The organism is Amycolatopsis pigmentata (genome assembly GCF_042684065.1).
In the GTDB taxonomy this organism is placed as follows: Bacteria; Actinomycetota; Actinomycetes; order Mycobacteriales; family Pseudonocardiaceae; genus Amycolatopsis_E; species Amycolatopsis_E pigmentata.
The window spans coordinates 221375-236182 of the sequence record NZ_JBHUKR010000021.1 but is presented as its reverse complement, the minus strand read 5'-3'; the positions used below and the strand labels follow the sequence as shown (position 1 = coordinate 236182).

General features: G+C 68.4%; 13 protein-coding genes. 9 read left to right on the top strand and 4 right to left on the bottom strand.

Translation table 11 applies throughout. The features are described from left to right. The first annotated feature begins 4 nt into the window (after nucleotides 1-4). Nucleotides 5-319, top strand: coding sequence for a TFIIB-type zinc ribbon-containing protein (locus tag ACFSXZ_RS32320; RefSeq protein WP_378269384.1), 315 nt, complete (start codon nucleotides 5-7; stop codon nucleotides 317-319). Between the two features lie 32 nt (nucleotides 320-351). Continuing rightward, a complete protein-coding gene (locus tag ACFSXZ_RS32315) occupies nucleotides 352-1011 on the top strand; it encodes an AAA family ATPase (protein WP_378269383.1) in 660 nt (219 codons plus the stop codon). Here ACFSXZ_RS32315 and ACFSXZ_RS32310 read toward each other — a convergent pair. Genes ACFSXZ_RS32310 through ACFSXZ_RS32295 form a run of 4 tightly spaced genes read right to left on the bottom strand, consistent with a single transcriptional unit; the run spans nucleotide 990 to nucleotide 8003 of the window. Beyond that, nucleotides 990-2294 carry a thioredoxin domain-containing protein gene (locus tag ACFSXZ_RS32310; protein ID WP_378269381.1) on the bottom strand — a complete coding sequence of 435 codons (1305 nt, stop codon included), beginning with the start codon at nucleotides 2292-2294 and terminating at the stop codon, nucleotides 990-992. The genes ACFSXZ_RS32315 and ACFSXZ_RS32310 overlap by 22 nt on opposite strands. Beyond that, nucleotides 2291-5239: an ABC transporter permease subunit gene (locus ACFSXZ_RS32305; RefSeq protein WP_378269379.1), complete on the bottom strand. Its 2949-nt coding sequence runs from the start codon at nucleotides 5237-5239 to the stop codon at nucleotides 2291-2293. Before ACFSXZ_RS32305 ends, ACFSXZ_RS32310 begins: the two co-directional genes overlap by 4 nt. Further along, a complete protein-coding gene (locus tag ACFSXZ_RS32300) occupies nucleotides 5236-7437 on the bottom strand; it encodes an MFS transporter (protein ID WP_378269378.1) in 2202 nt (733 codons plus the stop codon). Before ACFSXZ_RS32300 ends, ACFSXZ_RS32305 begins: the two co-directional genes overlap by 4 nt. 5 nt (nucleotides 7438-7442) lie before the next feature. Further along, nucleotides 7443-8003 carry a hypothetical protein gene (locus ACFSXZ_RS32295; protein WP_378269376.1) on the bottom strand — a complete coding sequence of 187 codons (561 nt, stop codon included), beginning with the start codon at nucleotides 8001-8003 and terminating at the stop codon, nucleotides 7443-7445. 133 nt (nucleotides 8004-8136) lie between these two features. Between ACFSXZ_RS32295 and ACFSXZ_RS32290 the strand changes: the two genes are divergently transcribed. The 7 genes from ACFSXZ_RS32290 (at nucleotide 8137) to ACFSXZ_RS32260 (ending at nucleotide 14780) form a co-directional block, all read left to right on the top strand. Then, the gene (locus ACFSXZ_RS32290) at nucleotides 8137-9459 is read left to right on the top strand and encodes a hypothetical protein (RefSeq protein ID WP_378269375.1); all 1323 of its coding nucleotides are present in this window, start codon (nucleotides 8137-8139) and stop codon (nucleotides 9457-9459) included. Nucleotides 9460-9490: 31 nt separating this feature from the next. Continuing rightward, complete coding sequence (locus ACFSXZ_RS32285) at nucleotides 9491-10384, top strand: thioredoxin family protein (protein WP_378269374.1); 894 nt, start codon at nucleotides 9491-9493, stop codon at nucleotides 10382-10384. Between the two features lie 228 nt (nucleotides 10385-10612). Continuing rightward, the gene (locus tag ACFSXZ_RS32280) at nucleotides 10613-11365 is read left to right on the top strand and encodes a GntR family transcriptional regulator (protein WP_378269373.1); all 753 of its coding nucleotides are present in this window, start codon (nucleotides 10613-10615) and stop codon (nucleotides 11363-11365) included. Beyond that, nucleotides 11362-11583, top strand: coding sequence for a hypothetical protein (locus tag ACFSXZ_RS32275; RefSeq protein WP_378269371.1), 222 nt, complete (start codon nucleotides 11362-11364; stop codon nucleotides 11581-11583). The genes ACFSXZ_RS32280 and ACFSXZ_RS32275 overlap by 4 nt, the downstream gene beginning before the upstream one ends. 226 nt (nucleotides 11584-11809) lie before the next feature. Beyond that, a complete protein-coding gene (locus ACFSXZ_RS32270; RefSeq protein WP_378269370.1) occupies nucleotides 11810-13084 on the top strand; it encodes a M16 family metallopeptidase in 1275 nt (424 codons plus the stop codon). Continuing rightward, on the top strand, nucleotides 13081-14418 hold the full coding sequence (locus ACFSXZ_RS32265; RefSeq protein WP_378269369.1) for a M16 family metallopeptidase: 1338 nt from the start codon (nucleotides 13081-13083) through the stop codon (nucleotides 14416-14418). Before ACFSXZ_RS32270 ends, ACFSXZ_RS32265 begins: the two co-directional genes overlap by 4 nt. Continuing rightward, nucleotides 14415-14780: a hypothetical protein gene (locus ACFSXZ_RS32260; RefSeq protein WP_378269368.1), complete on the top strand. Its 366-nt coding sequence runs from the start codon at nucleotides 14415-14417 to the stop codon at nucleotides 14778-14780. Before ACFSXZ_RS32265 ends, ACFSXZ_RS32260 begins: the two co-directional genes overlap by 4 nt. Nucleotides 14781-14808 lie beyond the last annotated feature (28 nt).

Below are 14808 nucleotides of genomic sequence, written 5' to 3'. Positions count from 1 at the left end.
ACCTGTGATTTGTCCGAAATGTCAGAATGTCATGCGCACGGTGAGCAAGAACAACGTGCATATCGAGCAGTGCGACGGATGTCGGGGCATCTTCCTGGACCGAGGTGAGCTGGAGCAGCTCGTCGGTGCGGAGAGCGCGTACTACGGTTCGGCGCCACCGCCTTACCGCGGCGACTCACCGCGCCCGTACCACGGCGATCACCGGCCACACGGTGGAAGTCACTACTACCCGGACTCGCCCAGGCCGCACTACACCGACTCACCGAAGCCCTACCGCGGGAAACGCAAGCGTGGCTTCCTCGAGGAGTTGTTCGACTGACGCCACCGGGCTGGGTGATTACGACGCCATCATTGGATCCGCGGATCTGCCCGGCCTGCCGGGAAATCGCCGACAGGCCGCTGGTCCGGCAGGGTGACCGGAGGTGCGACGGCTGTGGCCACCGGTGGCCCTTCCGCAGGCTGCCGCTGTTCGCACTGACCGGTCCGAGCGGCGCCGGCAAGTCCACCGTCGGCGCCGCCCTGGTCGATCGGCTGCACGGACGTGCGGTCGTGCTGGAACAGGACGTCCTGTGGACCGCCGGACTACGCGACGACGTCGATGGGCACCCGGCGTTCCGCGGCACCTGGTTGCGGATGGCGGCGATGATCCACCAGAACGGCCGCCCCGTGGTGTTGTGCGGCACGGTGGTACCCCCGGAGTTCGATCCCCTGCCCGAACGCGCGCTCTTTTCCACGATTCACTACCTGGCGCTCGTCGCGGACGGGGACGTACTCGCCCGGCGCTTGCGTGCCCGTCCCGCCTGGCGCCAGTGGGACGAGCCCCGGATCGCGGAAATGCTGGAATTCAACGCCTGGCTCCGGAAGAACGCGCCTTCGCTCGGAGTCGATCTCTTCGACACCACGCATACCTCGTTGGAGGCCACCACCGAGCACGTCATGTCCTGGCTCCGGAAACGCCTGGACCGGCCGGAGAGTTCACCGGCCGAAGATCATTCACCGCCGAAGCGGTGAGCGATCGCTTCGGGGGCGAGCCAGGTCCCGTTGATTTCGCACTCGGGCAGTGCCTCCGTGAGCCTCCGGTAGGTCTCTTCGCCGATCGGCCCGTCGTCCTCCAGCCGGAGGCGCCGAAGTGTCCTTACCTCCGCGAGGTGGTCGATCACGTCGTCGCCCAACGGTATTCCGTACAACGCGAGGCTGCGCAAGTCGGGCAGCGCGGTCAGGCTTTCGACCGTACGCCCGGTGATACGGGGGGTTTCGAGGGTGAGCGAGCCGAGTCGGCGCAACCCGCCCAGCGCCCGCATCGATTCGTCGGTGACGTCGGGGACGCAGACGGTCAGGCCGGTCAGGTCCACGAGCTCGCGCAGCAACCCGGCGACGCCTTCGTCGGTGGCACCGTGCGCGCACAGATCGAGCGAGGTGAGGGGCAGGGCCCGCAGCGGTGCGATACCGGCATCGCCGAGCCCTTCGGAGTTGTACATGTCCAGGGAGGTCAGTTCGGGCAACGCCGGAAAGGTCCGCATACCGTCGTCGTTCAGCGCGGGACAGTTCAACATCAGCTTCCGCAACCTGTGCCGCGGGCCGAATGCGGTGAAACCGCTGCCCGTGACGAGTTCGCCGGCGAGTTGCAGCACCCGCAGCCCGGTGAGATGGGCGATCGGCGCGAGCTCTTCGTCGGTCACCGGCCCTATCACCGCCAGGTGGTCCAGTCCATCGGACGGCAAGGCGGTCAGGAAGGAAAGGTCGATGCCTTTCGTGTCGCTTCGCACGTTCAAACCGACATGAGTGCCGGCGGGCACCCGCACTGTTCCCGTGGCGGGGATGCCGCGAGCACCAGGAGTAAACCGCAGTACACCGACGGGCTCCTCTGGGAAGACGAGCACGCGGGCTACTTCAGTGGCGCGGTCCTGAGCGGTTGTCGCGTTGTCCGCGACGGCAACGCGTTTCGTCTCGGGCAACGGGCTTCCGTGGCGTACTTCGACCAGCAGTTTCAGGTGCTCGCGCAGATCATCGCGGGACCGCAGGCCGAACAGACGGCCCACGATCTGCCCGTTGTTGATCATGACGAGTCCCGGGAAGCCGTCCACGCCGTAGGACGAGGCCGTCGCGTCGTCGTCCGTGGCGTCCACTCGGACGATCCGGAGGTCGCCGTCGAATTCCGCGGCCAATCCGGTGAGCACGGGATCCAGTTTCTTGCAGGGCGCGCACCAGTCGGCGACGAAGTCGACGAGGATCGGCCGGGCGCTTCTCGCCAGTGAGTGCAGTTCCGCCGCGTCAATGGTTTCCAGTTCGTTCATCTCGTCACTCCGTCACGGTTTGCGGTAGGTCTCCGGCTGGGGTGGTCGCTGCGTTCGACCGCGGTACGGCTGGTGCCCAGATAGGAAGCGACGACGCGGGGGTCGCGGCGGACCGACTCGGGCGTCCCGGCGCACAGGACGTGTCCGCAGTCCATGGCGATCAGGCGGTCGGAAACCGAGGTGACGAGCGGAATGTCGTGCTCGATCAGCACGATCGTCGTCGCGAAGTCCCGCTTGATCGTGCCCAGCAAGGTGCCGAGCGCCTCGGTTTCCCGTTGCGCGATACCGGACGACGGCTCGTCGAGCAGCAACAGCCTTGGCCGCAGGGAAATCAGGCAGGCGAGTTCGACCAGCCGCCGGGTGCCGGTGGACAGTTCGCGGATCTGGCTGGCCCGGTAGGGGGCCAGGCCGAAGTAGGCCGCGATCTCTTCGGCGACCGCCCGGCGGTGGCGTGCGGTGGTGTCCACCCCCAGCACCGACAGCACCGTGTTGGTGCGCCGCTGCTGTTCCAGCGCCAGCGCGAGTACGTCCACCACACTCATCGTCGGGAACAGCGCGGAGTCCTGGAACGACCGCACCAGCCCGAGTTCGACCCGTTGCCGTGGGGACAGGCCGGTGATGTCCTTGCCCAGATAGGTGATCCGGCCCACGGAGGGACGGACGAACCCGCCCAGCATTTCGAAGGTGGTCGTCTTACCGGCTCCGTTGGGGCCGATCAAACCGACCGTTTCGCCCTCGGCCACGGTGAAATCGACGCCGGCCACCGCGTGGATACCGTCGTAGGTCTTGGTCAGTCCCTCGACTCGCAGCAGTTCCCGGCCGGGGCGGCGTTCTACGGCGGTTTTCGGCACCAGCGCGGGAATTCCGGCGGACTGCCGGTGGTGACGGCCGGTGCTCAGCGGTTGCGTTTCGGCCGTGGGCGCGGAATGGTTCGCACCCCGCAGATCCGCGACACCGATCCGCCGTCCACACAGCCTGGCCACCGCCACCACGGCGTATTCGCGGACCGGTTCCAGCAGGTGAGCGATACCCCCGGGCGTGATCAGCAGCACCGCGAGCACGCCCGTGTAGGAGGCCACCTGCGCCATCGCGCCTTGGGCGACCAGGACCGGCAGTCCGAGAACCCAGACGGCCCCGATGATCGCACCGGCCATGACCGACATTCCCCCGATCGCGATGGCCAGCACGACTCCGACGCTCAGCGCCGGGGAAAACACGTCGGCGGCCAGCACGTCGTGCCCTCCGGCGAAGACCAGGCCGCCGAGACCGGCGAGGAGCCCCGCGATGGCGAAGGCCTGCACCCGCGCCTGGGTGGCGGGCAGCCCGAACGACCTGGCCGCGGGCTCGTTGTCCCTGGTGGCGACGAGAATCCTGCCGAAGCCACCGCGCCAGACGTTCCAGCTCAGGAAGACGGCAACGGCGAAAGCCACCAGCGCCACCCAGAAATAGTCGGTACCCGGCTGCAGCGGCTCGCCGCCGACGATCAGCCGTGGCACTTCGATACCGGCTTTGCCGAGCAGCCAGGGCGCGGTGAGGATGACCGCGGGCAAGAGCAGGGCGAAGGACAGACTCGTCACGGTCAGCGTCAGCCCACGAGCCCGCAAGGACGGTAGCGCCAGCAGGACAGAGGCCAGGCCGGACACCACCAGGGCCGCGAGGACGCCGAGCAGCGGTGCCCCGGTTTGCCGGATCACCACCATCGACGCGACGCCGCCGAGTCCGGCGATCGCGTAGTGGCCGAAGGTCAGTTCACCCGCCAGCCCGGTGACGAAACCGACCCCCAGTGCCACGATCGCGCCCGCCAGCACATAGGTCATCGACAGGGCGGTCTGCTCGTCCTGGAGCGCGATGAGGGTGGTGAGGACCACGAACGCGACCAACAACGCCTTGGCGCCATGCCGGACCGGCCAAAGCCCGCGAATCCCTTCGGGCAGCGGTCGCCAGCTCACCACGGTGGCCCAACTGCCCGACGCACCACGCAGGCTTTCGATACCGCGCTGAGCCAGCATCGCGACCACCAGCACGACGAAGATCACCACGTCGGTGGCGTGGGAACCCGGCTGATTCCACAACACGACCTGTTCGAGCACACCGAGCAGGATTCCGGCCGCCATCGCGCGGCCGAGGCTCCGCATCCGGGCGACCACGGCACCGGACAGTGCCCGTAGCAGCAGGGCGGGCCCGAAGGTGTCCGCACCACCCGAAGACGCGGCCGAGCCCAGGAACACCGTGGTCACGGTCGCGATCAGGCCGGCGATTCCCCAGGCCAGCGCCGACATCCGCATCGGGGAGATCCCGGCGAGGCGGGCGGCCACCGGGTTGCCTGCCGCCGCTCTGATCGCCAGCCCGTACCTGCCCCGCGCGAGGAACCAGGTAAGAAGGCCGACCAGGACCGGCGTGAAGATCATCAAAGCCACGTAGTCCGGGGTGATCAGCAGCGGTCCGAGCGAGAACTCCGGCAGGCCCGGCGGAGTGAGCAATGCTCTACCTTCCGGGGTCGTGACAGCGGAATCCACGCCGCTCGTCGCGGAGGTCAGCAGGCTGCCCACGCACAGGGTCGCGATGACGACGACGGCCCGTGGCGCGTCCGCGAGCCGCTTGACCACGGTGAGGTCGACGAACGCGCCGACCACGGCGCCGGCCAGCGCGACCAGGACGAAAGCCACCCAGAAGGGCAGACGCGCGATCACGACCAGCAACGGCAGCAGCGCGGCCGCGAAGGCGCCGATCTGCGTCAGGGCGAAGTTGATCACTCGCGCGGTCCGGAAGATCAGCACCAGGCCGACCGACAGCAGCCCGTAGTTGGCTCCGATCACGGCACCCAGCAGGAGCACATACCCCGGCGCGGACCAGCCCGCGAGCAGTGTCGCGGCCCAGCCGAGCCCGGCAATTCCCGCGAGCAGCGCGATCCCGCGCAGCCAGGCAGGTCCGATTCTCGAACTCATCGTGCCCCCTCCTTGGCCACTTCGCTGAGAAACACCGCGCGCAGCAGGGTTTCGTCCCTGCGCAGTTCGTCGCTGGGGCCGTCGAAGCGGATCCGCCCGCGTTCCATGAAGTACGCGTGCCGGGCCAGGCTGAGCGCGACGTTGACCGACTGTTCCACCAGCACCACCGCGGTGCCGGCACGGTTGATCCGGCGGACCATGTCCAGCAACTGGCCGACGACGATCGGCGCCAGGCCCAGGGACAGTTCGTCGATCAACAACACCTTCGGCCTGAGCATCAAGGCCTTGCTCAGCGCCAGCATCTGCTGTTCGCCGCCCGACAACGTGCCCGCATGCTGGTTCCGGCGTTCGGCCAGGCGCGGGAACGCGTCGAAGGCGATGTCGATCGCCGAGTCGAGGCGGCGGCGGTCCCGGCCGAGCGAATAGCCGTAGCAGCGCAGGTTGTCGACCACGCTGAGCTCCTTGAACACCGCGTGCCCGCCGGGTATCTGCGAGATCCCCATCGCGGCACGCCGTTCGGCGTCGAGGAACGTGATGTCCTGGCCGTCCAACCGGATGCTGCCGGACTGGGGAATGCCAAGCCCGCTGATCGCGCGCAGAAGCGTCGACTTGCCCGCGCCGTTGACGCCGAGCAACGCGACCATCTCGCCGTGGTCGACGGAGAAGTCGACACCGAACAGCACCTGGACTGGACCATAGGCGAAGTCGACGCTTCGACAGTTGATCACCGGCAGGCGGCGGCCCGAGCCGCGCAGTTCGGCGAGGGCGGTGGCTTCCACGACCTCGTCGATGGTCCGGTCGATGTCCCCGGCCACGAAACGGCCCGCGCGCATGGTCACCCCGGCCGCGATCACCGAAGGAACCGAGACGATCACCACGGCGGTCGGCAGGCTGATCGTTTCCGTCAGCCCGCCGAGCAGGATCGTGCCGGCGGTGGTACCGCCCAGGCTGAACAGCGCGGCGACGGCACCGACGTGCGGACGCAGCGGGGCGGGCACGATGGACATCGTTCCGACGGTCTGCGCGGGACCGGACAGCCCGGTCAGCGCCGCGCCGGCCGCGGCCAGCACGACGAGGACCGTGACGTTGGGCGCGAAGACCTGCGCCGCGGAGAGCACGAGGCCGACGATGGTCAGTCCGGCGGAAATGGTGAACATGTGCCGGGGACTGCGCTGGAAGATCCGGTCTCCCAGTTTGCTCAGTGTCAGCAGGGAAACCAGCCCGACGACACCGGTGGCGAGCTGGAGCAACGAGCGGGCACCGGCGTCGAGGTTGAACCGGTCGGTGTAGTAGAAGGCGAGGTAGGTGCCGACCGGCGAAGCGATCGCGGAAATCAGGCCCGCCCACAGGAACAGCCGCATGGACCGGATCGCCATGATCCGCCGCAGCGCCTCCAGAATGCTCAGGTGGGTCGCCGCGACCGCGGGAGCGCCCGGCCTCCCGTCGGAGGTCCGAACGCGCTGCTGGATGCGGGCGGTGTCCCAGCGTCCGTATCCGGGATCGCGCAACCCCAGTGCCACCAGGAAGAACACCGCGGTCAGCGCCGCGGTCACCAGGAAGACACCGCGCCAGTTCAGATGCGCGACCTCGGTGAGCACGAAGACCAGTCCGGGTGCGCCGAGTCCGGCGACCATTCCCCCGGCCCGCAAGGCCGACACCACGCGCACCCTGGTGCGTGGCGGATAGCTGTCGATCAGCAGCGCGTCCCCTACCGTGCCGTTGGCCGCCGTCGTCGCCTCGTCCAACAGCAGCATCGCACCGACCGCGCCGACCGTGGCGGTCAACGCCGTGCCGGCGGTCAGCACGCTCCACACGCCCGCGCTGATCAGGGTGACCATCGCGCGCCGGGCCCGGTTCTGCACCAGGCGCGCCACACCCAGCGGCACGACCAGCGCGATGACCTGGCTGAACACCGTCAGCACGCTGAAAAACCTCGGCCCGATGCCGAAAGCCCGGCCGATATCCGGTTGCAGCACGCCGAAGGCCTCACCGTGCAGCAGTCCGCTGATTTCGAGCGCGAACAGGGCGACGCCGGGATACCACTTGGCGTTCTCGGCGCGAAGCACCGCCCGCAGTCCCCGGCGGTCGACGTCACCGCCGATGCCCGCGATTTCCCGGCCTGCCGGGCGCATCCGGGCGACCATGTCCTCGAGGGACTTGCCGAACGTCTCGGCGGGGGGTTGCCGATGGGGTGTCATCGCGTTCACCGCCCCTGGACGGTGAAACTCGTGTACCAATTGCTGTCTCCGATCCTTTGCCCCCTGGCGTCGACGAGCACGATCGTCACCGCGTGCGTGGCGGAGCCCGCGCCGCCGACCCCCTTGCCGGAGGAAACGGCGTCGACGGTCACCGACGTGGTGTCCGTGACCAGGACGCCGAGGTTTCGCAGCGTGCTCATGTCGGGGCAGGTGGGGTTCTTCGCGCACGACGAGCCGGCGGGAAGCAACGACTGGAAGCTCTCGCCCGGCGCCATCGGCTCCTTGTCGACGAAGACGGCGAAATAGCCCTGATCCGGAAGTACCGGCCGGTTCGTGTTGTCCGTTCCGATACGGGGATCCGCCGTCGTGAAGTCCTTGGCCGTCCACTTGACGGTGAAAGGCACCCGCACGGTGCTGTTCGGTGCCGGGGTCTCGAGGTGCACGCGGTCGTCCTGGGTGAGCCGCAGGTGCGCCGGGCTCGTGCAACCCGAGACGGTTGCGCAGATCGGCATCAGGGCGGCGAAGAGGGCGCCCGCGATGCGGTTGCGTGTCCGGTGTGGAGTCACGGGCCAGACTGTACCGAAGATTGGTATGAACACTCAATCAGCCTGGTTATACCAATTCCGGAAGTTGATATGTTCAGACCTCGTCTTTGTTGCTACGGTGATCGGCGGGGAGGCAGAGACCGGAGGTGCTTACATGAAGAACAGACTCGCGTTCACCCTGACGGCCGCGGTCACGGCGGCTGTCGCGATGCTGGGCTCGGCCTGCAGCGCCACGACAGGCGGATCGAGTAACGGGAGCGGCGCTTCCAACGTGGATGCCGTCAGCCCCGGGGTCACCGGCGACATGATCAACGTGACAAGGCGAGGCTTCGACGGAGACGTCAACTCGCCCATCGGGCGGATGTTCACCGCCGTCCTGAACTACTACAACCAGCAGGGCGGCGTCGCGGGTCACAAGCTGAACCCGGTGCCGATGCCCTCGGGGAACGAAACCGACCCCAAGGCGTCCCAGGCCGAAGTGTCCCAGAAGGACTGCCTCGCGATCAGCCAGGCGAACCCGAAGATCTACGCCGTGCTCGGTGACGCGTTCATCCCCGGCTTCGATTCCTGCTTGAGCTCGCACGGCATCGCGGTGGTGCTCAGCGGGAACTTGATCGTCCCCGACGACCTGACCAGCCAGGCGCCGTACGCCGCCGGCTTGGGGATCACCCCGCGCAAGGCCGCCGAGGCGATGACCGCCGTACTCGGCTCGACCGGCTACCTCACCGGGGCCGGCAACGTCGCGGTCGTCGACGTGCCCGAGGTGGAGGCGTACCAGCCCGCGGTACGCAACACCCTCATCCCGGCGCTGCGGAAGGCGGGCGCCGGAAAGGTCACCGAGTATTCCCTCCCGGGAGCGGGCACCGATCCGGCGGCGGACAAAGCGGCGGCGGCGAACCTGGTGCTCCGCATGAATGCCGAGCACGTCGACCGGGTCGTCCTCTTCGGTGAGGCCCCCGGTCTCGCCGCGGTGACCAAGCAGATGATCAGCCAGAAGTTCACGCCGCGGATCGCCGCGATGGGCGGAATGATCAGCGAGGGACCCAAGAGCACCGGTCTCGGTGACGCTCCCGCCGATGTCCTGCAGCAGTTCGTCGGTGTCGGCTGGTCCGCCGACACGGCGACACCGGACCAGCTGACGAAGCTGACCACGGACAATACCGCCGCCCGTAAGTGCGCCCAGATCCTTACCGACGCCCATCTCTCGGATGAGAACGACCTGTTGCGGGGGCTGTCGATGTGCGACAGCCTCAACCTGTTCATCGCAGCGCTGGCCCACGCGGACCCGCAGCACCTCAACGCGAAGTCCTTCGCCGACGGCGTCGGCAAAGTGGGCGACTTCGACGCCACCACCACGTTCAAGGCGAAGTTCAGCGACACCGAGCACGCCGGCGTCAACGCCTACAAGCGGGTGGAGTACCAGTCCGCGTGCAAATGCTTCGTGTCCACCGGTGACCCGGTGGCGATCAACGGCTGACGTTGAGCCAGGCTGACCAAGAGGAGGAGAGATGACGTCGGTACCGAAGCTGACCGAAGCCGACTTCGCGACGGCTTTGCGGGCGAGCGAGGAAACCGGGACGCCACTGCTGGTCGACTTCATGGCGGACTGGTGCGCCCCGTGCCGGGAGCTGGCACCCGAACTGGCCGAATTCGCCGGAGACCATCTCGACGACCTCACTGTGGTCAGCGTCGACGTCGACCAGGCGGAGGACGTGGCGGCACGCTACGCGGTCGCCGGCATTCCCGCGTTGCTGCTGTTCGCCCATGGCCGGCTCGTCCTGCGCACCTCGCTGCCCCGTACCCGGCAGGCCCTGCACGACAGCATCGACCCGGTCGCGGCGCTCGCCGAGCGGGCGCCCGCTGTCGCCCCGGTACCGTCGGCGGAACCCACGCCCGCGCGGGTTCTGAAGTACCCCACCGAGGAGGTGACGGGGCTGAAGCTGATGTTGCGGCCTCCCGCCGGCGGGGACAAGCAACTGATCGAGACGCTCGACGAGCCGCTTCACCTCCCGCCGGGCTGGCAGGTCACCGTGGTGCTGGGCAAGACCGAGGACGGCGGGGCCGCCGGTCCCGAAGCGCTGGCGGGCTTCGCGGACGACGACATCGACCGGCTCAGGGTGGTGAGCGGGAAGTTCACCCCGGACGATTTTCGCCTGCTGACCCGTTTCCGCGGCCTGAGCTGCCTCGAGATCCGTTCGAAAGAAGCCGGCGACACCGCCGGGATGGCCGGGAAACTCGCCGGCCTGCCTGCCCTGCGGGAGTTCTCCATCATCCGCTTCGAGTCGCCGGTCACGACCGAGGAGATGGACCGGGTGTGGCGGATCCGCCCGGATCTGATAATGAACGGCGAGTGGGTGGCGCCGGAGCTTCGGCCGGCGCTTCCCGACAGAAAGGCGAGTTGAGATGAGAACCCTTGTGTCAGCCCGCGGCTGTCGAGGTGACCACAGAGCGCGCCCGTTCTTTCCGGTGCTTTGTGGGGGGCATGGCCCCCCACGCCCCCCGCTGGGGGCAAGCCCCCAGACCCCCTCATCGGGGCGGCAGGGCGCCCGACCGCCCTGCGTGACGAGCGCTGGTGAGGAGCGCCCTGTCGACACGATCGCGGGAGCGCGCAAGCTCGCGGAGGAACTGAGATGACTACGTTGCCGCTGCCGACGGAGGTCCCGGACTCCTCCGGCTCGGCCGCCAAGGAGTCGTTGAGCGACAAGGCGATCAAGGAGATCCGGCGCTGGATCATCCACCACCGGCTGACCTCCACGACACCGTTCAGCGAGGGCGGTCTCGCCGAAGCGCTCTCGATCAGCAAGGCACCCGTGCGTGAGGCGCTCGCGCTGCTGCGCAGGCAGGGCTGGGTCACCGTCCTGCCTCGCTCGGGGTATGTCGCGGTGCCCACCACGATCGAGGACGCACGGAACCTGTTCACCGTCCGGGTGGCGTTGGAGGGCGAGGCGGCCGCGCTGGCCGCGCGGCGAGCGAGCCGCTGGCCGGAGGAAACCGATGCGCTGCTCGCCTATCCGCGAGCCGGTCAGGACGCCGTCGGGGGCACCGAGCGGATGACCGACCACTATCGTTTCCACCGCCGGATCGCCCTGCTGGGCGGCAACCAGGAACTGGACCGGATCCTGTCCGAGGTCCTGCTGAAACTCCAGCGGTATCAGACCCTGCCGATGGTCGAGGGCAGTGCGCAGGAGGCGGACCTCGACCACGGTGAACTCGCGGAGGCGATCCAGGCGGGCGACGCGGACCGGGCGCGAGCGGTGGCGGTCGAGCACGTGACGGAAGGGCGCGACCTGTTGATTTCGCTTCTGCTGGACAGCGATCTGGTCACCCGCACCGACCTCGCGGCCCCGCTCCGCGACGCCACCGGGGAAAGCCGGGCAAGTTGACCCGGAACCCCGACCGAGTCCCCGGCTCGGACGCCGAAACCCAGCGGGCCCGCCCGCTGTTACGTGTGGTCGGCCCGGACGACGACGTGCGCTCCCTGCCGCCGATGCTGCGGCCCCGAAGGCATCGCAGGCCGGGAGCCGGACCGCTCGACCACTTCTGCCGTTCGGACGTCGACTGCGCCGAGGACGAAATCTGCTTCGGCGGCGAATGCGTCTGAGCCCGGTTCTCGTCGTCCCTTTCCGGATTTGATCACTTGATTCCGGCGACCTTCGTCGTCTTCTTCACCCTGCCCGAAAGATGTCCACACCATGTACCAATCCGACCAAAAGTAGGCGGAGACGGTCCACAACCGAACCGCTCGAAGAGACCCGTTTCCGCCGTGGCTGTGGTCGGGTTGGTAACGATCGACACAGTACACAACCTGTTCACAAGGTGAGGTAGTCATGTCCGAATCCCCGCCACTGACCCGACTGACGCTCGACAACGGCCTGCGGGTGGTCGTCGCGGAGAATCGCCGGGTTCCGGCCGTCGCGGTGAATCTGTGGTATTTCGTCGGCTCCCGCAATGAAACCGCGGGACGCACCGGTCTGGCGCATCTGTTCGAGCACCTGATGTTCCAGGGTTCGAAGAATGTGCCGAACGGTGAGCATTTCACCCTGATCACCAGCCTCGGCGGGACGTTGAACGCCACCACGAGTTTCGATCGCACCAACTACTTCGAGACGGTGCCCGCCCACGCGCTGGAACTCGCGCTGTGGCTGGAAGCCGACCGGATGGCGACCCTGCCGCACGGCCTGACCCAGGAGAATCTCGACAACCAGCGGGACGTCGTCGCCAACGAACGGCGCGAGCGCATGGACAACGTGCCCTACGGCACGGCCCTGGAGAATCTGGTCGGCCTGCTGTTCGACGAGGGTCATCCCTACCACCACATGCCGATCGGCTCGATGGCGGATCTGCGCGCGGCCTCGCTGTCCGACATCCACGACTTCTTCGGCAAGCACTACACACCGGCCAACGCGGTGCTTTCGGTGGTCGGCGATGTGGACGCGGCCACCGCGGCCGACCTCTGCGCGAGGTACTTCGGCGATATCCCCGGCGCGCCCCCGCCCGCGCGTCCCGCGCACGTCGCCGCCATGATCGACGCGCCCAGGCACCTCGACCTCGTCGAACCGGTGCCCGCGCCGGCGATCTACCTGGGCTTCGTCCTGCCCGAGGACGGCACGGCGGAACTGGACGCGGCGACGGTCGCCGTCACCGCGCTCGGCCGTGGCCTCGGTGCCCGGCTGCACCGGCGGCTTGTCCGCACCGAGCGGCAGGCGCAGAGCGCGTCGTTCAACGTGATCCCACTGGTCGGCGGCGCCTCGCTCGCCGTCTTCGCCGCCTTGGCCGTGCCCGGCGCCTCGCTCGCCGACATCGAAGCGGGGTTCCGGGCGGAACTGGAACTGTTCGCCAAGTCCGCCGAGGCCGCGCACGACGTGGCGCGCGCCAAGGCCCTGCTCGAACGAGACAGGCTGGCCGAACTGTCCACATTGGAGGGTGTCGCGGACGAACTGTCCGGCAACACCTGTCTTTTCGACGCCCCCGAGCGCGCCTACACGACCGTTTCCCGGCTGGGCGCGGTGACCGTTCAAGACGCCCGGAACGCGGTGGCGAAGTACCTGCTCACACCGGGTTATGCCGCAGTCCGCTACCAGACCGAAGGGGCAAGCCGATGACTCTCGCCCGACCACGCCTTCCGGAGACCACCACGACCGGGTGGTCTTTCCCCGGCACCGTCACCGACCGGCTGCCGGGTGGGCTTTCCGTGCTCACCTGTGCGCTGCCCGGCCAGGAACTCGTCGCGGCCGAACTCGTGATCGACCTGCCGCTGGCCGCCGAACCCGCGCATTTCGAAGGAGTGGCGGGCGTCGCCACCTTCGCCACGGTGGAAGCCACCGAAGGGCCCGGTGGCGGCACGTTGACCGAGCACCTCGAACAACTCGGCGCCGCGGTGAACGCCAATGTCCGGCACGAAGGTCTCGTGATCGGCCTCAGCGTGCCCCGCCGCAATCTCGGACCCGCGCTCGAAGCGCTGTTTGGTGCGGTGTACTCGGCCACTCCGGACGACGCGCAGGTCGAACGTCTCGCCGCCGAGAACGTCAACACCATCGCCCAGAACCGGGCCGACCCGGCCCAGCGCGCCGCCACCGAGTTCGTCGCCGCCTGCGTCGAGGGCGGCCGCTGGTCCCGGCCGACCACGGGTGTTCTCGAAACCGCCAGGAACATCGACCCGGAGGCGGTGGCCACGTTCCTGCGACAGCTGCGGACCGCCCCGGCGACGCTCGTGGTGGCGGGTGACATCGGCGGGATGGACGTGCCCGCGATCACCGGGGTGAACGCGCCACGGGATCTGACCGACCGGGCCGCCGACAGCGGTGCGCGGCCGCGCCAGGGTGCGCACGCGCTCGTCGTCGACCGGCCGGGTGCGGTGCAGACCTGTCTGGCCATCGGATCACTCGGAGTGAACGAAAGCGACCCGCGCTGGGCCGATCTCAACGTCGCCGGATGCGTCCTCGGCGGTGCGCTCTGGTCGCGGCTGAGCGCGCGGCTGCGGGAGGAAATGGGCTATACCTACGGCATCACGGCGCGCTTCCAGCCCTGGCGTCACCATGGCTTGTTCGCCATCTCGACGTCCGTCGACAGCGAGTCCACCGAACCGGCCGTGGCCGACATCCGGACCATCGTGGCCGGTGTCGTCGAAGAGGGTTTGACCAAGGAGGAACACCGGCGGGCGGTCGATCTGTTGCTCGGCGGCATGCCACTGCGCTACCAGACCGCGGACGCGGTGGCGGTCCGGCTGGCCGACAACCTCCTGCGCGGCCTGCCCGCCGACCATGTCGACCACTACCAGCGTGGGCTCGGCCTCGTCACCGCCCAAAGCGCGAGCGAGGCCTTCGCCACGGTGGTGACGCCCGAAGCCCTCACGCTGGTCGCGGTCGGCGACGCCGGGAAGATCACCGAACCCTTGCTCCGTCAGGGTTTCGAGAGCGTCGAGGTCGTCAGCGCGTGATCACTCCTCCCGCCGCTCCCGCGCCCATCGCGCATTCCGCCGACGGTCAGGTCACGGCTCGGCTGCACGTCGCCGGGCTCGCGATCGACATCGAGATCCGGGTACAGCCGGGCTACCACGTGTTCGCGCCCGGTGCCACCGAAGGACTTCCGGTCGAGGTCACGATCGCCGACTCCGACGCCGAACTGTCCGGCCTCGAATATCCGGAGTCGTCGAGTGGACGGCTTTCCGGGGTCTTCCACATCACCGCACAGCTCTCCCGCCCGGCTTCGAGTGCCGCGATAGCGGTACGAGTCCAGCCGTGCAACGGACTGCAGTGCCTGCGTCCCTCGACGCTCCGGTTCCACTGGCAGGGCGGGTAACCCGGTAGCCGTTGTCCTCCGTCTGGCA

Coding starts and splice junctions, on each gene's coding strand:
- ACFSXZ_RS32270 (WP_378269370.1), top strand. CDS start 11,810: ATGTCCGAATCCCCGCCACTGACCCGACTGACGCTCGACAACGGCCTG.
- ACFSXZ_RS32290 (WP_378269375.1), top strand. CDS start 8,137: ATGAAGAACAGACTCGCGTTCACCCTGACGGCCGCGGTCACGGCGGCT.
- ACFSXZ_RS32280 (WP_378269373.1), top strand. CDS start 10,613: ATGACTACGTTGCCGCTGCCGACGGAGGTCCCGGACTCCTCCGGCTCG.
- ACFSXZ_RS32310 (WP_378269381.1), bottom strand. CDS start 2,294: ATGAACGAACTGGAAACCATTGACGCGGCGGAACTGCACTCACTGGCG.
- ACFSXZ_RS32285 (WP_378269374.1), top strand. CDS start 9,491: ATGACGTCGGTACCGAAGCTGACCGAAGCCGACTTCGCGACGGCTTTG.
- ACFSXZ_RS32305 (WP_378269379.1), bottom strand. CDS start 5,239: ATGAGTTCGAGAATCGGACCTGCCTGGCTGCGCGGGATCGCGCTGCTC.
- ACFSXZ_RS32300 (WP_378269378.1), bottom strand. CDS start 7,437: ATGACACCCCATCGGCAACCCCCCGCCGAGACGTTCGGCAAGTCCCTC.
- ACFSXZ_RS32265 (WP_378269369.1), top strand. CDS start 13,081: ATGACTCTCGCCCGACCACGCCTTCCGGAGACCACCACGACCGGGTGG.